Source organism: Helicobacter sp. T3_23-1056 (genome assembly GCF_053654535.1).
Map to the genome: position 1 here is coordinate 126,533 of NZ_JBSIUU010000003.1, position 18,249 is coordinate 144,781.

13 protein-coding genes are annotated in these 18,249 nt (G+C 38.1%); 6 read left to right on the plus strand and 7 right to left on the minus strand.

From position 1 onward, the window contains the following. Window positions 1-453 precede the first annotated feature (453 nt). From ACWIUO_RS02605 to ACWIUO_RS02630, 6 genes are all read right to left on the minus strand, one after another. Window positions 454-2,016 (minus strand): hypothetical protein, encoded by a 1,563-nt coding sequence (locus ACWIUO_RS02605; protein ID WP_454176382.1) that lies wholly within the window; start codon window positions 2,014-2,016, stop codon window positions 454-456. Between the two features lie 24 nt (window positions 2,017-2,040). Beyond that, window positions 2,041-3,660: an AAA family ATPase gene (locus tag ACWIUO_RS02610; RefSeq protein WP_454176383.1), complete on the minus strand. Its 1,620-nt coding sequence runs from the start codon at window positions 3,658-3,660 to the stop codon at window positions 2,041-2,043. A 4-nt stretch (window positions 3,661-3,664) separates the two neighbouring features. Beyond that, the gene (locus ACWIUO_RS02615; RefSeq protein ID WP_454176384.1) at window positions 3,665-4,663 is read right to left on the minus strand and encodes a hypothetical protein; all 999 of its coding nucleotides are present in this window, start codon (window positions 4,661-4,663) and stop codon (window positions 3,665-3,667) included. Between the two features lie 44 nt (window positions 4,664-4,707). After that, on the minus strand, window positions 4,708-5,418 hold the full coding sequence (locus ACWIUO_RS02620) for a hypothetical protein (RefSeq protein WP_454176385.1): 711 nt from the start codon (window positions 5,416-5,418) through the stop codon (window positions 4,708-4,710). Between the two features lie 391 nt (window positions 5,419-5,809). Further along, window positions 5,810-7,864: an ATP-dependent helicase gene (locus ACWIUO_RS02625; RefSeq protein ID WP_454176386.1), complete on the minus strand. Its 2,055-nt coding sequence runs from the start codon at window positions 7,862-7,864 to the stop codon at window positions 5,810-5,812. After that, a complete protein-coding gene (locus ACWIUO_RS02630) occupies window positions 7,865-12,100 on the minus strand; it encodes a YhdP family protein (RefSeq protein WP_454176387.1) in 4,236 nt (1,411 codons plus the stop codon). Between ACWIUO_RS02630 and mltG the strand changes: the two genes are divergently transcribed. From mltG to ACWIUO_RS02660, 6 genes are all read left to right on the plus strand, one after another. Further along, the gene (gene mltG, locus ACWIUO_RS02635; protein WP_454176388.1) at window positions 12,039-13,112 is read left to right on the plus strand and encodes an endolytic transglycosylase MltG; all 1,074 of its coding nucleotides are present in this window, start codon (window positions 12,039-12,041) and stop codon (window positions 13,110-13,112) included. The genes ACWIUO_RS02630 and mltG overlap by 62 nt on opposite strands. 416 nt (window positions 13,113-13,528) lie before the next feature. Beyond that, a complete protein-coding gene (locus tag ACWIUO_RS02640) occupies window positions 13,529-13,840 on the plus strand; it encodes a 4Fe-4S binding protein (protein ID WP_454176389.1) in 312 nt (103 codons plus the stop codon). A gap of 20 nt (window positions 13,841-13,860) precedes the next feature. Then, the gene (locus tag ACWIUO_RS02645; RefSeq protein ID WP_454176390.1) at window positions 13,861-14,985 is read left to right on the plus strand and encodes a 2-oxoglutarate synthase subunit alpha; all 1,125 of its coding nucleotides are present in this window, start codon (window positions 13,861-13,863) and stop codon (window positions 14,983-14,985) included. Window position 14,986: 1 nt separating this feature from the next. Further along, window positions 14,987-15,814: a 2-oxoglutarate ferredoxin oxidoreductase subunit beta gene (locus tag ACWIUO_RS02650; RefSeq protein WP_454176391.1), complete on the plus strand. Its 828-nt coding sequence runs from the start codon at window positions 14,987-14,989 to the stop codon at window positions 15,812-15,814. A 1-nt stretch (window position 15,815) separates the two neighbouring features. Further along, window positions 15,816-16,376, plus strand: a complete 561-nt coding sequence (locus ACWIUO_RS02655) for a 2-oxoacid:acceptor oxidoreductase family protein (protein ID WP_454176392.1) — start codon at window positions 15,816-15,818, stop codon at window positions 16,374-16,376. Between the two features lie 217 nt (window positions 16,377-16,593). After that, on the plus strand, window positions 16,594-17,502 hold the full coding sequence (locus ACWIUO_RS02660; protein WP_454176393.1) for a hypothetical protein: 909 nt from the start codon (window positions 16,594-16,596) through the stop codon (window positions 17,500-17,502). A gap of 378 nt (window positions 17,503-17,880) precedes the next feature. Here the strand turns inward: ACWIUO_RS02660 and ACWIUO_RS02665 are convergent, their stop codons facing one another. After that, a complete protein-coding gene (locus ACWIUO_RS02665; protein ID WP_454176394.1) occupies window positions 17,881-18,042 on the minus strand; it encodes a hypothetical protein in 162 nt (53 codons plus the stop codon). Window positions 18,043-18,249: the final 207 nt, after the last annotated feature.

Genomic DNA, 18,249 nt, shown 5'->3' on the forward strand with positions numbered 1-18,249 from the left:
CAAAAAGCAAAAAGGCAAAATCCACCTAGCAAAAAACGACAAAAACAAAACGCGCTTATGTGATAAAAGCATAAAACCACGATAAAGACGCGTTTATAAAAAAACTACGCTTTATTTTACACAAAAAAACAAAAATCATTAACAAATAATTAACATTTTGCTTTAATAAAAGAGTTTATTCCTCTTTTTTTATCATATTTGCTTCATAGAGAAATAATGACGGGGCGTAATCGATAGATTTTAGCGTGTGTTTTGCGTTGCGCGCTTTTTATGTTTGGTTAGATTTTGGATAGCGCAACAATATTTTTTAAAAAATACTTTTTTATGCTGTTGCAACTTTTTGCAAAATCGCAACACAAAATTGTAATGAAAAATCGCAACGCAAAAATCGCAACAAAAGAGGTTTGATATGAAATCAACAAAAATCCGCAATATTTTTTGCCATCTCATTTACTACCATAGAGATGATATAAAATCTCCCACTTTTGAAGCAACATTGCCTATGGCAGAGCCTACGCCTTTTATCGCGCTTGCTACGCCTTGTGCGACTTTTTTTGCACCTTGATAGACTGCTTTGCCTATTTCACTTCCTGCTATATATCCAACCACACCGCCTGCAAATCCACCCACAGCACTACCCACAGGTCCAAAAATCGCCCCAAGAGCTGCGCCCACTGAAGCACCTTTTATGCCTGCTATTGCGCCTGCTGTGATACTTGCGGTTGTTTGCCCTATTTTATCTTTGCATTCCTCCCAGCTTATTTTACCCCTAGCAAAATCTGCAAATATTTTTACATTTTCGATAGCCCCAAAAGCCACATTTGCCCACACGCACATTCCATATCCCTTTGCCAATGTGCCAAAAAGTCCCTTTTCTGCGGCGACTTTTAGCGCGCCTGCACTTGCTGCTTTCACGCCAAAATCCGCGCCAGATTTTATAGATTCTTCTACTAGCTCATTTGCTGTGATTTTTTCTCCATTTAGCCATTTGCTCCCCATATACACCGCAGCTCCAAACCCCACGCCCAAAGCCCCCGCTGCTAGCGCATTTTTTGCCACACCCAAACTCGCATCTTTTGCATCTACATTTCCCCAATCATACACTTTATCAAACTCTCCATTTTGTGCATCTCTTTGCATTTGCTTAGCTTGTTCTTTAGATAATGGCGCACTTTTTGTGCCATCGGGTGCTTCTATGACATCGGTTACTTTTTCGCCTGCTTGCTCTAGCTCTGCTTTTTGGTCGCTAGGGACTAGCTTTTGTTGCCCGCGATAGTCCCCTTTGTCATATAATGCTTTTGTGGATTCTGCATTTTGTCCGTATTTGCTTTGGTATCTTTTTACGATTTTGCCATTTTCATTTTTGATGACAACATCTACCGAATTTTTATTGGTGCTGTGGCACACTTCTGCACGATAAGAGCTTCCATTTGCTTTGGCATTTATGTTGAAAGTATCTGCGTGGTGTTGCTCCGCGATAAATCCATCTAAATTTGGATTTTGGCTTATTTCGCCTGTTTTTGTGCTAAGCGTGCTTAGCATTTCATCATTTGCTTGGTTTATCTGTGTGTCAATGTCTTGTAGATATGTTTTTAGATTCTCATTTGCCATATCTTGGCTTGAGTATTGCAATGCGTTTGGCTCACTTTGTGTAGTTTCATCGCTTGTAGTTGCGTGTGTCATTATCTCATTTTGTAGCCATATACTTGTGCTTTTGCCTATCTTTGTGGCTTGTTTCAATTCTTGCTTTTTTTGTTCTGTGATTTTTAGGTGGTGGATAATCTCATCGCTTAGATTTTGTGCTTCTTGCTGTGAAATGCTTAGCTCTTGTTTTAGCTTCATACTTAGCCATAATTGTAGCTCCATTTTGTCTTTGTTTTCTGCATAGCTTTGCAAAAAATCCTCTATAATCTTTTGAACTTGCTTTTGCTTTTTTTCATCTAGCTTTTGTGCTATCCATTTGCTTATTTTCCCAAATAGCGTGGTTTCTTGCGTGTTTTGTGTGGACTCTTGCATTTTTACTCCTTTTAAGATTTTAATTTATGCGATTCCAAATTGCCTAAAAATCATCTCACACATTTTATCTTTGCTTTCTACAAAAGGCGTTTGTGTGTGGCTTTCGCTTGCGCCTTTGGCAGGCTTTATATCCATTTGCTGTATTTTTTCGCGTATTTTTTGGATTTTGTCTTTTAGCGTTTTTGATATGCTTTTGGTATTTTGGATATGTTTTAGCAAATCCTCCGTAGTGATTTTTGGCACATTTGACTGCCCCAAATAATCACAAAAATTAGATTCTATGCACTCTTTTATCGCAGATTCTATATCTGCCCCGCTAAACCCCTCACATTTTTGGGCTAGCTCATTTATATCAATATTTTCAAGTGATTTTTCTCGTTTAGCTAAATGGATTTTGATGATTTCTTTTCGCTCATCTTTATCGGGCAAATCCACGAAAAAAATCTCATCAAACCTACCTTTGCGCAAAAATTCAGGTGGCATTGTTTCTATGTTGTTTGCCGTAGCTAGCACAAATACAGGCGCAATCTTTTCTTGTAGCCAAGTCAAAAATTGCCCAAAAAGTCGCGTGGTTACTTCGTGTCCTTCTCCGCTACCAATCCCCGAAAAAGCCTTTTCTATCTCATCTATCCAAAGCACGCAGGGGCTTATATCCTCGCTTAGTTTTAAAGCCCTTTGCATATTTTCCTCACTCTGTCCTATGTATTTTCCAAGCAAAGCCCCCACATCAAGCCTAATAAGCGGAATCCCAAACAAATTAGCACTTGCTTTTGCGATGAGTGATTTGCCACAGCCGGGCATTCCTACTATCATCACGCCTTTTGGGGTATCGACTTTGTGCTGCCGTGCCGAAGGTAGATTTTGCATAATCTTAGCCTTTTTCTCAAGCCACTTTGTCAATGCCTTTAGCCCGCCTAGATTTTGTATATTTTCTTTTGTGTTTATGATTTCTAGCCCACCTTGTTTTTTGATGAGTTGCTTTTTTTCATCGATGATGGTTTGGCTATCATTTTTGGTGATTTCCCCTCCGCTTTGGTAGATGAGATAGAGTATTTGCGTGATTTGATATTTGCTCATTCCCCTGAAAGATAACGCGATTTCTTCTAGCGTGGGTTTGTCAATATCGTTTGCAAAATCTTTAATCATCGTTTTTATTTCATCATCGCTAGGGTTTGGGATTTCAAAGATAGTGATTAGGTGCTCTAGCTCTGGCTCGATATGTAGCAATGGCGATATGACAAAAATCGTGCAATTATAGCCATCAATATTTTTGGTATTTTGCGCGATGTATTTGATGAGGGATTTGATTTTGGTGTTTTTTAGCTCATCTTGGCTTATGTCTTTTAGCACGATAAACATATCGCCTTTCTCGTTGTTTTCTAATTTTGCGTTTAGCATTTGTGCTTTGTCTTTTAGGAAATGCTCTAGGCTTACGCTAGATTCTATGTTGTTATTGAAAATCCTTTTTGTTTCAAAATCAATCCCACCAAAAGCGTTATGAAACTCATAGATTTTTGTGCCATCATTTTTTATGGATTTTAGTAGCCCATCTACAATATCAAAATCATAATGTTTGATAAAAATCAGCGAGCATAGCGCGTTTATGCGGGATTTTAGCTTGCAAGCTATGGAATCATTTTTCATCGCGCTACACCTCTAAATATATTACTCTGTCGCTAGTGTTTGACATTTTTACTTCTAGTCCATTTAGCAAAAGCGGGATAGGCATACCATCTTCTGTGCATACCTGCTTTTTTGGTTCATTATTTATATCGCCCACACTTCTTAGGACACAGCCTCCACTTGCTTGCAAGACTAAAATCTCTTTTTGCTCTGTAATTTTATACCATTCTCTACACTTGCAATTTTTTGCTTCTACAATGTGTAAAATATTATTTTTTAGTATTGCTTCAAAATCTTGCATATTTTTATACGCCATTTTAAGAAAATTTTGGCAATTTAGATTTTGCTTTGTAAACATAAAATAATCTGTCTTTATATAGTCGTTTTCAAATTCTGCCTTTATACCTAGCTTGCTAGCAAAATACTCTATCCAATTTTCATCAGTGAGATTTTCTGGGCGAAACAATGGAGCTAAATTCTCTATACAAAAACATAGAAAAATCGCCAATGGAGCGCGATGGGAGAGCATTCCAAAAATATGATTAAAATGCAGGAAAAAGAGCAAATTATAATCTTTGATGATAGTATTTAAGCGATTTTTTATGGTGGGAATATCATCTTTGTAGGCGATGATAGTCTCAATAAGGGCAAAAAACCCTTTGTGATAGTCGTTTAGAATCTTTTTTCGTTCTTCTTTCACATATTTAATCCTAGCAAAAAACTCTTGCCTATCTTTGCTATATCTTACATATTGGCTGATTTCTTTTAGCTGATTTTCATCGCTAGAATGCGGGGATTTTAGGATTTGGCATAGGGTGATTATCGCGTCCTCATCTAAAGAATCTTTGCTTAGATTTGCTACCTTTTCATATTCTTGCTCATAGCCTTGCGCTTTTAGCCATTTTTCTAGCTTGCCACTTTTAAAATGCGTCAAAATATCGTTAAAATTAAAATTCTCACGCAATGATTCTAAGTCGCTAGCTTCGTTATCACCGACAAATAGGCTAAATTTGATTTCTTTCATTTGCACTCCTAAGGTTTGTCATTATCTATAAAAGACAAAAGATTTTATTTAGAAACATTTTTTAGAATATCCCCAATACTCACTCCACCAAAATTCCCTTTGCTTATTGCGATTAGTATGGGATAGGATTCTAAGCATTTGATTAAAATCTCTTTTGCTTTGTCAAACAAATCATCACTTGGCGTGCCATTTTCTACACATTCGCTAAATTCTCTAAAATCCCTGCCTATTAGATTTTGTCGCAACGCTTCAAACAAATTGCCACCTATTTTGTATTCTACTTCCTCGCTAGATTCCTCTTTGGATTCTGCTTGATTGTCAGTTTCTTTGTATAAGAATATACCGCTTTTAGTCTCGTCTGTTTCATTTTGCAATTTGACATTTGCAATGTTATTGCTATTTTTATTGATATGTGTGCATTGAAGTAGATTTTTGAAACTATCAAAATCCAAACGCCAAGCTTCATCGATGAGAATCTCCCTAGCTTTTTGCTCAAGTTTTTTGATTTCCTCAAGATTTGTGTCATTCTCTGCAGGAAGAGCTGTAAGGTTTGTAGGGATTAAAAACTCCTTTATTTTATTGTTCAAGTTGCTCAAACTACTCAAGTCGCCACTAAATAAATCTTGGAAATGATTTTTGTTTAGCACATTTTCAAGTTTGCTAAACTCCGCACCCGTTAGCTCATCTTGCAAAGTTTGCTTTATCCACACATTTAGCCCATCATCTTGGTCGATAGTAAAGTTTAAGTTTGCCATTTTTTCTCCTTTTTGTTTGTTTGCCAACAAAATCCAAAATCTGCTAGCCAAAAAACGCATACTACAAAAAAAAAAAAAAACAACCAACCAATCAATAAACAAAAAAAGCGTAAAAAATCAAAAAATAAATATGTAGATTTTGCAAATGTCGCATTGCTACAAAAAGTAGATTTTGTGGATTTTGATAAAAATCGTGGGTTATTTTATATGGGATTTGCTGTGGGTTTTGGCAGGATTTGCAAGGTTTTTAAAAAGCGATTTTTGCAATGTTTTTTGCAAACTTTGTTGAAAAAAGATTTTTACAAAGTCTTTTTTCAACGATTTTGCAAGCGTTTTTTTAAGTGTTTTTCAAGTCTTTTTATGGATATTTTGCAAGGATTTTATCTAGTATTTATTCCTCTTTTTTTATCATATTTGCTTCATAGAGAAATAATGACGGGGCGTAATCGATAGATTTTAGCGCGTCTTTTTTGGCATAAGAGAGGTATAAAATCTCTTTTGCCCGAGTAATCGCCACATAAAAAAGCCTCCGCTCTTCTTCTATGCTACCTCCCTTGCTGATTAGCTTGCGGTTTGGGAATCGCCCATCCATCAAATCAATGACAAATACCATTCCAAATTCTAGTCCCTTGCTTGCGTGAATGGTTAGCAAATTTACGCCACTTCCTTGCGTGTTTTCACTGCTACCCAAAATCATCGCGTTTAAAAACCGCCCTAGATTTTCGTAATTTTTGGCAATATCGCTTAGCAAAATGACTTTGCGCTGTATTTTTTCCATAGCGTCATTTGCTAGATTTTCATCGATTATGCCGTCTTTGTTTTTTGCTCTTTGGTTGCAAAGTAGCTTTGTGATATGCGTGTATAGCCTAGATTTTGCGATTTGAGTGATGAGCCTGCTTGGGTGAGTATGTGGATTTGCCTCTGCGACCAGCTCATAAAACATATCCAAAAACTCCGCGCCTTGCTCATTTAGCTTTGGGTGGGATAAAATCGGGTGAGAAGCAAAGCTAGCATTTTTTATGACGCTATCAAATCGCTTAGAATCCTGCAAGGCAAAAAAATCATCAAAAAGCCCTATTTGTGAGTTTTTCGCTCTTTGGGCGTAGGGGCGAATCTCTTTATTTGGATTTAGCAAGCCTATTTTTGCATTTCCATTATCTGTGTTATTTGCCGTGCTATTTGTGCTTAGGTTGCATAATGCGTCATAGATTTCTTTGCCGATAGCATTGCCTATGCCCTGCCCATAGCTTAGGACATTGATATGCGACATCATATCTTTGCCATTGTGCAAAAGAGAGCAAATATCAAGCAATAACGCCACTTCTTTTGCGTCAAAAAAGCTAACCCCTCCTTTGCGCTTTGAGGGGATATTTAGCTCTCTTAAACAGGCTTCACAGCCATCAGCACTAGAATTGTTACGATAGATGATAGCAATGTCTTCTAAAGGGTGGTTTGCGCTCAAAATCCGCTGTGCGATTCCGTGATATTGGGATAATAGCTCATCAAAAGCAAGTAGTTTTGGAGGGATTGGCTCGTTTTGTTTGATGACTTCTAGTTGCTTAGGATAGACGCGCTCATTTTTTTGTATGACTTGATTTGCCAAATCTAATATATAGCGCGTGGAGCGGTAATTTTTACTTAGCGTCCATACTTTAGAATCCGCATAAGTCTTGGTAAAATTGGAAATAATGCTAATATCTGCGCCATTAAACGCATAAATGCTTTGGTCATAATCCCCCACGCAAAAAAGACTTTTTGGCGCGATAGAATTTATGACTTGATTTTGAAGTGGATTGGTGTCTTGGTATTCATCGCATAATATTTCAGCATAGGGGCATTTTATTTGTGCCATTTCTTTTGCGTAATGCACCAACAAATCATTGTAATCCATATAATTATATGATTTTTTTAGCTCGGCATATTCATCAAAGATTCCCTCATAAATGGGGATATACGCGCTATGGTCGCTAGAAGTGTAGCCCTCTAGCCATTTGGCAAAATCTAGCCCCCCGCTTGCATTTACAAAAAGCGAATAAATATCAAACAAATATTGCGCAGAATACGGCGGGGTGGAAGTTTGCTCGACATAGACTCTGCTTTGGGCTATGGATTTAAAAAGCACTTTTAGTTCTTTTGGCTGTTTTAGGCTTATGGAGTATTTTTCGCGCAAATATCGATAGCTTACGGCGTGGAAAGTCCCTGATTCTATCTTTTTGGCAATATTGCCAAATCTTTTGCCTACGCGCTCTATCATTTCTTGGGAGGCTTTGTTGGTAAAAGTAAGCAATAAAATCTCGCTAGGCTTTACGCCAGATTCTAGCAAATGTGCGATTCGCCCCACAATCGTGGAGGTTTTGCCCGTGCCTGCTGAAGCGATGATTAGGTTATGCCCTAGCGGTGCGGTAGCAGCGGCGTATTGCTGCTCATTTAGATTAGACAAAGGCATTTAATCGATACTTTTTACCACTTCATCAATTAGCATATCCACAGGGGTAAATGCCCGTTTGATGATATTTAGCGGTGCGGTTAGTATGTCTTGGGCTAGGCTTACTTGAGATTTTGGATTTTCTAGCGTGCCATCTACGCTTACTTGGGTAGTGATTTTGCCATCTTTGCCTAGTATGAGATAGCCTACGATTGGGATTTTATTTAGCACGGAAGTTAGGCTTTTTAGCGTGGATATTGATAGCCCTATATCCACTTCACTAGAATCTATTTCAATAATCCCATTTCCTTTTATATCCATTGTCTTGCCGATTAAGTCAATCGATTCTAGGGCGATGTATTCGGCATTTAGCCCTAAGATTATTTTGCCATTTTTGACTTCATAGCCTTTTGAGCTAAGTCCGGGTGAGCGAAACATCACAAGGGAGGGAATCGTATCGATTAACCCTATGATATTTTGCACGATAGCAAAGCCTTTAAAGCTTGTGTTTTGCATAGAGATTTCGCCATTAAAAATATTATTTTTGTAGATTCCGCCTGCTTCAAAAAGCCCGCCCTCTGCGATTTTGCGCCCGATGACTTTGTTTAGAAAATCCGCGCTAAAATTGCCCGCTTTAAAAAGCGTATTTCCGTGGATAATATCAATATTTGCAATCCCATTGCCATAGGTGGCGTCTGCGGTGATTCTATCATCGCGGATTTTGGCGTTAAAATCATCAAATGGCAGGGTGATTTGCTTATAAAATCCTACAATATTTTGCGCTTCGATGGCGATGATATGGGGTTTTATGTTGTTTTGTCGCTCATATCTGCGCTTTTGTCGCAAAAACTCATTTTCAGCCAAAATCTGCTCTTTGCTAAAAACTGCGCTTTTTTCATCAGAAATGCTAAACGCTTCCTCAAGGGCTGGGATTTTGCTTGACAAAAGCGCGTTTATATCAATATCTACATTTTTAAATCGCACAAGCATCGTATTGTCATAAGATTCAAACGATATAAGCCCCTGTGGCGCGCTTTTTATGCGCAATTTATCATCTTTATACTGCCCTTGAAAAACAAAATCTTTAAACGGAGTTTTGTCTTTTTTTAGCAAAAATGTGGGAAAATCTTTTATTTGCACTTCAAAGGCAATATCTTTTGCCGAGCGCAAATGCAAAATCGCTGAACCAGAGTGAAGCCCCAAATATTTCATTAACGGCGAATACGGCGCAAAAAACGCAAAATCCCGCACAGCAACGACAATTTGACTATTTAGCATTTTGGCATAAGTTTGCAGGCTTGGGATATTGATAGAGATTTCATCACTTGAAAAATCCATATCTATGTCAATTTTAGGCAAACTCTGTCTATCAGCGCGAAAAATATCATAAGTAAAAACACTCTCATTTTGCGCTTTGATTAGCTCGATGATTTTAGCGCGCATTGTCGCCTCACTCATTGGCTTGCCAAAATCTAGCTCAACGCCTTTTGTGATGATTTTGCCACTATGCTTGGGGGTATTTGTCGCTTGATTTGTGCTTTGATTTTGTGATTTTTGGGCGTTTGATTCTTTGGATTTTGTTTTTTTAGAATCTAAGTTTTTGGATTCTGCTTTTTTGGAATCTTTTTTGGGATTTTGTGTGTTTTTAGAATCTTTTGTGGGGGTGTTTTTGGGGCTAGATTTTGGCATATTTATGGTGCTATCATCACTATCATCGCCATCATCATTATCATTTGGGTGAAGTTTTGCGATTTGTTCGGCACTATTTGGGCGATTTTTGGCGGCATTATTTTTTGTGGATTCATTGGAGGTTTTTGGCAATAGCATATCGCCTGTTTTTTCGATGATAGCGTTTGGTTTTTTGTCTTTTTTTGGTTGCTTGGGGGGAGTGGGTAGCTCTATGCTAGGGGGCGTGGCACTTGGGCTTGTGGGGGTGCTATTTTTTGGGCTTGGCAAATTGGTGCTAGGCGTATTTATACTAGGCGAAGTCGTGTTTGGGATATTAAGATTTTGCAGGGGCTTTGGCATCACAAAATCGTTAGATTCTGCTTCTTTATTAGATTCTGCCCCTTTATTAGAATCTGTTTTTTGGCTAGAATCTACTTCTTTACTAGAATCTAATCTTGCAAGGGTTATATTTGCAAACGGCTTATTTTTAAATTGCACATTTGCAAGCGAAATATTTTCAAGCAGTATATTTGCAAGATTATTATTTTGCAAATCGCTTTTTATGGTTTTTGCATTATTTAGACTTGCATAATACACGGGCTTAACGCGCTCTTTATGGCTAGATTTTTGGTTTAGCTCTTTTAGAAAATCCTCTCTTTTTTGTATGTTTTTTGGGTTTAAAATCCGCTCGTTTATTTGGGGATTAGTGCTGACACGAAGCGAATGCACAAAAAGGCTTGTTTTTAGCCGTTTTTCATCTAGGTTTATAGTGGTGTTGGTATCTATGTCAAATAGATTTTCATAGCTTGTGTTTTTGGTTTCTATGATGATATGATTTTCGCGCTTAGAATCTGTGGCGTTTGGATTTATGTTGATTTTCACTAGGGCTGATTTGGTAAGCAAATCAATGCTAGAAGCCTGCAAAGTAGCGTCTTTTGCGCTGATAGTTCCTTGCACGATTACGCTAGATTTGGGGGTGGATTTTGGTAAATCATTATTTTGGGCAATTTCGCTATTTTGGAGATTTTCTGCATTTTGGATAATGTTTTCATTTTGGATAGGCTTTTGGCTAGAATCCGTGCTAATCGCATTAGAATCCAAAGAATTTGTTTGTGGATTTTGGGCTATTTCTTGATTGGATTTTGGGGTTTCTTTGTCATCTTGTGATGTTTGGGCTTGCATTTGAGAGTCTAGATTTTGCGTGTTTTTCTTTTTTGATAAATCAATACTAATGCCAACTTGGGCTTTTATATCGCCTTTGACATTATCAATAGGCAGGCTTATGCTAAAATATTTTAGCAGGTTATGCACCCCTTGAGATAGCGATACTTTGGGCGAGCGCAAATCAATGTGTAGCGTAGGTTTTTCGCCAAAATAGTTTTCACCAAAAGCACTTTTGCCAAAAGAAAAAATAAGTTTTGTCCCTGCAAGCGATAAACTATCGTAGCTAAAAGATTCTGGGGATAAGATTAGGCTGCCTTCTTTCATTGTTAGTTGCATTGTTTTAGCGATAAATGGCGTAGGAAATCGCTCTTTTTTGGATTCTACTTTTTTGATATTGTTTGGGTTTGACAACGCCGCTGGGAGATAGTAGGCTACTTTTTGGATTTGGGCTTTTGCAGTGGTGTTTTGCAAGATAGATTTTGCAAACTGCTTAGGATTTAGCGAAATATCCAAATGAGAATCCACCACTTCAATGCTTTCAAAATCTAGGGCATTAAAAAGCCACAAATTTAAGCTAGGCAAAATCTCACTTCCACCCAAAATCTCTGCTAAAAAATCTAAATTGTTGATTTTGGTGGTTTTGGCTTGAAGTTTTAGGGTTTTAAAATCACTACTTCCTTGCAAAAATAATTTTGTTTGGTTAGCGGTGGTTGTTTGGTTTGTTATGTAGTTTTGGGGGGCATTGTTTGGGATTACATTGTCTTGTGTGGCGTTGTTTTGGGGGGTTTGATTTTTTGTTTCGCTTTTTATAGCGGCGTGATTTTGGCTACTAGATTGCGCTAGATTTGTCGCATTTAGAGCTTTTAAATCTTTCATATTTATAGGTAGCACCACAAGCCCAAAGCCTACTTTTTTGCCTTTTGGCGAGTAGATGATACGCCCGCCGATACTAAAATCTGGCTTGCTCATTGTCAAATATTTTATGTCAAGAAGCATATTATTATCTTTTGTGCTGACATCAAAAACCGCTTGAAGTCGCGGGAAAGAGAGAGAATAAACCTCGCCATTATACGACACGGAGGCGACATATTCTTCATTTAGCACAATGCGCTTAATATCTAAATGCTCAAAATAAGCAATCCCCCAAGTAGCGTATTTAACATAATCTGTGATATTGCTTGTATCAAAATCTTTTTTCTTTGTGGTATCGTTGCTGATTTTAGATAAGTCTATTTCTTGGACTTCTAGGATAAATTTATTATGCAATCGTAGGTATAATCCACTAATCGAAACTTTTGCGATTTTTATATTTTCTATGCGCACACCCGAATACAACAGCGCAAATCCACCAAAAAGGGTAGCAATGACAAGGAAAAGGATAATACAAACGCTAAGTAATTTTTTAGATGGGGTTTTTATCGTCATTTTAGTATTCTTTTGGTATTTGGCATTGCCTATTTGCACTACTCAAATGATTAGCGTGCCTAAAGGAAGTATCGCAGGAATTATAACAAGTTTAAGCAACAATGGCTTTGAAGTTAATCAATTTGACAAAAACATTTTGCGCTTTTTAGGCAAACCACAATACGGGATAATCGATATGAGCGCAGGGATAAAAGGCGTAAGCATAGAGTGCGATATAAAAGAAAATCCTAGCGATAAAATCTCTAATGAGGCTAGCCAAACAACAAATCAAAATCTATCACATTTGCAAATCCTAGATGACATAGATTCTAGCACCAAATATAATATTTCTAAAGGGGATTTTTTATATCTGCTCACTTCTGCCAAAGCAGCACAATCCCAAATCACGCTTATCCCCGGGGAAACAATGTATTTTTTTATCCGTCAAATTGCGCATAAATTTTCTCTAAACCAACACAAGCTAGAGATGGCGTTTAAGGAATATTCGCCATATATTGAAGGCGTGATTTTGCCTGATACTTATAAGATTCCAAATGGCATAAGCGAGGAAGAAATCATACAAAATCTTGTGTCTTTTTCACTGCAAAAGCACAAAAATCTATCGATGAAAATGCTAGGACGATACGAGCAGGGCGAGTGGTTTAGGTATGTCGCTATGGCTTCGATTATCCAAAAAGAAGCTGCAAGCATTGAAGAAATGCCCTTAGTTTCAGCCGTGATTTATAATCGCTTAAAATTAGGAATGCCACTGCAAATGGACGGCTCGCTTAATTATGGGGAGTTTTCTCACTCGCGCGTAACGCCTGAACGAATCCGCAAAGACAAATCACAATTTAATACTTACCTAAACAAAGGCGTGCCTCCCACCCCTGTGGGCAGTGCTAGCATAGAAGCCATAAAAGCCGCGCTAAATCCAGCTAAGGTAGATTATCTCTACTTCGTGCGCAATAAAGAGGGAAAACATAGTTTTAGCAAGACTTATAAAGAGCATAAAGAAAATTTTAAAAAATAGATTTTGCGTGTGATTTTGGCAGATAGATTTTGGCAGATAGATTTTGCAGGTAGTTTTGGCGGGTAGTTTGGCAGAATTTATGATGGCAGATTTTGCAAAAATTCTTTGAAAGTTTCGCATTTTTATGCAAAAATGCTACAAAAATTCCAAAATTTGCAAAATAGTAAAAAAATCTTTTACTAAATAAGGTTATTTTAAGTTGATTTATATCAAAATTTCCACCGATTGCAAAAAGGATTTCAAAATAAGAATCAAAGAGGCAAATATTTGCAAAAAAAGTGCAAAAATCAAAATCCTCTAAATATTCTCATTAAACTTCACATTTTGCAATTTCAACGCGCATTTGTTTAGAGAATCTAGCTTATAATTCCTACGCAAAAGCGACAAGCACAAAAGCAACAACTAAAGGAGAGAATATGTCTAATATGGTATCCCCAGATAATACGCCTGTTTGGGTAAATGAAACAAGGTGCAAAGCGTGTGATATATGCGTATCGCGCTGTCCAGCAGGAGTGCTATCTATGAGACAAGATACGCATAAAGTGCTAGGCAAAGTCATACAAGTCGCGCATCCTGAAAGCTGCATAGGGTGCTGTGAGTGTGAATTGCACTGCCCAGATTTTGCGATATATGTCGCAGATAGAAAAGATTTTAAATTTGCTAAACTCACGCAAGAAGCGCAAGATAGAGCGCAAAAAGTGCGTGAAAATAAATATATGGCACTTTAATAAAACATAAGGAAGATAGAATGCGAGAAGTAATTTCAGGTGGCAATGAATTAGTGGCAAAGGCTGCTATTGATGCGGGTTGTAGATTTTATGGTGGGTATCCTATCACGCCTTCTTCAGACATTATGCACGAATTAAGCGTGCTTTTGCCTAAAAATGGCGGTAGATTTATCCAAATGGAAGATGAGATTGGCGGGATTTGTGTGTCTTTGGGTGCTGCAATGAGTGGCGTAAAAGCAATGACGGGCAGTTCAGGTCCGGGCATTTCTCTAAAGGTTGAGCAAATTGGGCTTGGGTTTATGGCAGAGATACCTCTAGTCATCGCAAATGTGATGCGCGCAGGTCCCTCCACAGGTATGCCAACGCGCGTAGCGCAAGGCGATATAAGCTTCTTAAAGCACCCAACTCACGGGGATTTCAAAGCCGTAGCACTAGCACCGGGAAATCTAGAAGAATCCTACACCGAAACGATTCGTGCGTTTAATCTAGCAGAGGAGCTGATGACGCCTGTGTTTTTGCTGCTAGATGAAACCATAGGGCATATGTATGGCAAGGCGTATATCCCAGAAGTATCTGATGTGGCAAAGACTATCATCAATAGACGAGAATTTAGTGGCGACCCAAAAGAATATCGCCCTTATGAAGTTGGAGCAAATGAAAGCGCGATACTAAATCCGTTTTTTAAAGGCTATCGCTACCATATCACAGGGCTAGCGCACGGAGCACTTGGATTCCCTACCGAAGATGCGATTCAAGGGCAGGCGTTGATTGATAGGCTGTTTGCAAAAATAGATTCTAGGGAGGAGCATATTTGCAAAAATGAGGAGCTAGATTTGGAGGGTGCGGATATAGCGATTATCGCGTATGGCTCTACGGCATTATCTGTCAAAGAAGCGATGATAGAGTTAAAGAAAATGGGTAAAAAAGTGGGGCTTTTCCGTCCGATTACGATTTGGCCTAGCCCGCAAAAAAGGCTTAAAGAGCTAGGAGACAAATTTAGCAAAATCCTAGTCATAGAGCTAAACAAAGGGCAGTATTTAGAGGAAGTCGAGCGGATTTTGGAGCGCAAAGTTGAGTTTATGGGGCAAGCAAATGGTAGGAGCATATCGCCTACCCAAATCATAGAAAAAATCAAGGAGATGTAAAATGGCGTTTAATTATGATGAATATTTACGAGTGGATAAAATGCCCACTTTGTGGTGCTGGGGCTGTGGCGATGGGGTAATCCTAAAATCTATCATTCGCACGATTGACGCACTAGGGTGGAAAATGGATGATGTATGCTTGGTGAGCGGTATCGGGTGTAGCGGGAGAATGAGCTCGTATGTGAATTGCAATACTGTGCATACCACGCACGGACGCGCTCTAGCCTACGCCACAGGGATAAAGCTAGCAAATCCAAAAAAACATGTCATAGTCGTAAGTGGTGATGGAGACGCGCTAGCTATCGGCGGAAATCACACGATTCACGCTTGCAGACGCAATATTGACTTAAACTATGTGCTGGTAAATAACTTTATCTACGGACTTACAAATTCTCAAACTTCTCCCACTACGCCTAAGGGAATGTGGACGGTTACAGCACAATATGGCAATATCGAAAATAGCTTTGACCCCTGCAAGCTAGTCGATGCGGCTGGAGCATCTTTTATCGCTAGAGAATCCGTGCTAGACCCCAAAAAAATCGAAAAAGTCTTGCTAGAAGGCTTCAAACACGAGGGGTTTAGCTTTTTTGACATTCATAGCAACTGCCACATAAATCTAGGGCGCAAAAACAAAATGGGCGAGGCAGTCCAAGTGCTAAAATGGATAGAATCTAGAGTTGTTGCCAAGCGCAAATATGATGAAATGAGCGATGAGGAAAAGATAGGTAAATTCCCCACAGGTATCCTAAAACACGATACTTCAAGGCAGGAATACTGCAACGCTTACGAAGAAGTCATCAAAAAAGCCCAAGCCACAAAAGGAGAATAAAATGGAAGCACAACTACGATTTACGGGTGTGGGCGGGCAGGGCGTCTTGCTTGCTGGCGAGATATTAGCCGAGTCCAAAATCCGCGCTGGTGGATATGGTATCCAAGCCTCTACCTACACTTCCCAAGTGCGAGGCGGACCCACAAAGGTGGATATTTTGCTAGATTCTAATGAGATTTTATATCCTTATGCAAATGAGGGGCATATCGATTTTATGCTTTCAACCGCACAAGTGAGCTATGAGCAGTTTAAAAGTGGCGTAAAAGAGGGGGGCATAATCGTAGTAGAGCCAAATTTGGTTACGCCTAGCAAAGAGGATTTGGATAGATTCAAAATCTATAAAATCCCAATCATCTCTATCGCAAAAGATGAAGTCGGCAATGTCGTAACCCAATCAGTCGTAGCCCTTGCCGTTACAGTGGCATTTACAAAATGCGTGGATAGGGATTTGGTATATGAGACGATGATTTCAAAAGTGCCTGCCAAAGTAGTCGAGCTAAATAAAAAAGCATTTGAGCTAGGCGAAAAATACGCCAATGAAGCAATGTCTAAAGGGTGTTAAAATCATAAAATCCACAAAATAAACATAAAAATACACGCCAAAACACCTAAAATGGCTAGAAATAATCCAAAAAATACATAAAACTAGCCTTTTTTGTCCTAATATTTTGTAAAATACTTAGGACAAAAAATCTATGATTCCTTGCAAAGATTCTCTCAAAATTTTATAAAAGTCCTTACAAATACGCCCCCATAAAACCAAACTTTGAGGATACCAAATGTCAGAGAAACAATCATTTTATAAATATAAAAGTATCACGCCTAGACAAGCATTTGTTATCATTGTATTTGTGCTTGCGCTAGTGGCGGGAATCATTGTTTCAGCGTTGTATTATCATCACACTTTGATTTATAAAGACAATATTTTAATCATATCTAGTGAGCCAAACAAAGAGAATCAAGAAAAGCAACCCCAAGAAAAAAACACACAAACAAAAGAAACAGAATCTGAAGAGCTATCAAATATGCAGCAAGAAATAGCACAAGAAGCGTTTGACTCGCTTGAGGATAGGCTTTATGACATTATTGTAGATATTGATGAGAGCAAAAATTTTACGGCGCTAAAAGATGAGATTATCAAAATCAGTATGGCAAAAGTCGATAGAGAAAAATTAGCCCGCGTAGCAGAAAAGCTAGGGCAAGAATATGTCGATGAGCTAGAAACAAGGACGCTATCAAAGATTCGCATAAAAATCGATGGGCGATTTGATGATGAATATATCGATGAAATCGTATCTTATGTCCTACCTAAACTTATGTCATATTATAGAGAGATATTAAGACGGCATATTTTAGATAGCATATATGCTAGGATTACTGATGATGTGCTGGATAATATCGCAGATGAATTATTAGTTGATTTGCGCACCGAATACGCCAAAAAGCTAAAAGAAGAGTCAGAAAAAGCAGTCGATGAGTTTTTGCAAAAGCTAGAAAAAAATACTGATACCAAAACAAACACCAAAACAAACAAAAATGAAGCGCAAAATGCCAAGAGCAAAGAAGTCTCAAATAGCGATGAAAAGGCAAAAGATGACAAAAAAGATAGCAATGCAAAATCCCAACAAAAATCCCAAACACCGCAAAACCAGCCACAGCAAAAAACACGACTAAATCGACAAAATTAGATTTTTGGTAGTTTTCTATTTTTCTATTTTTTCTTTTTCTTTTTCTTTTTCTTTTCTTTTTTTTGATTTTGATTTTGTGATTTTTAAGATAACCTGACACGACTTATTATCTACAATACCGCAAGACTTAAACTTTATAAAACCTTAATATTTTAATCATCATTGCGAGCACAATTTATTGCGCGTGGTAATCTATAATTTAGAGACATTTCGGGCTACGCCCTCAATATGACAATGTTAGTTCGTCATTGCGAGTGAGCGCGTAAGCGCGAGCGTGGCAATCTAATATGATTCTGCTTTTTTGTCATTTTGTCGTTTTGCTGTCATTGCGAGAATCTGCAATTTTGTAAAAAATTGCAGATTCGTGGCAATCTATGACTAAAAATCGCAAAAAGCGTTATTTGGCGATTTGTGATTGTGGATTGCCACGATTTTGCTAGCGCAAAATCTCGCAATGACGGAATGTGTGGATTGCCACGCGGATTTTACAAAATCCGCTCGCAATGACGGCAATGCAAATTTGTTCAATGATAAAAACATAATGGATTTCCATAAAACGCACTTGCAGATTTTCTAACAACACAAAAACATTTCCACCACATTTTTTACTTTCCCACCAAAACCCACCACTTTTTCACATAATGTTTCATCAAACCCCCATCATTTTTCGCCCATTTTTGTGCCGTTTTTTTTTTTTTGTAAAAATCACAAATTTTTTGCATTTTTTCACTATGTTTTAAAATATTT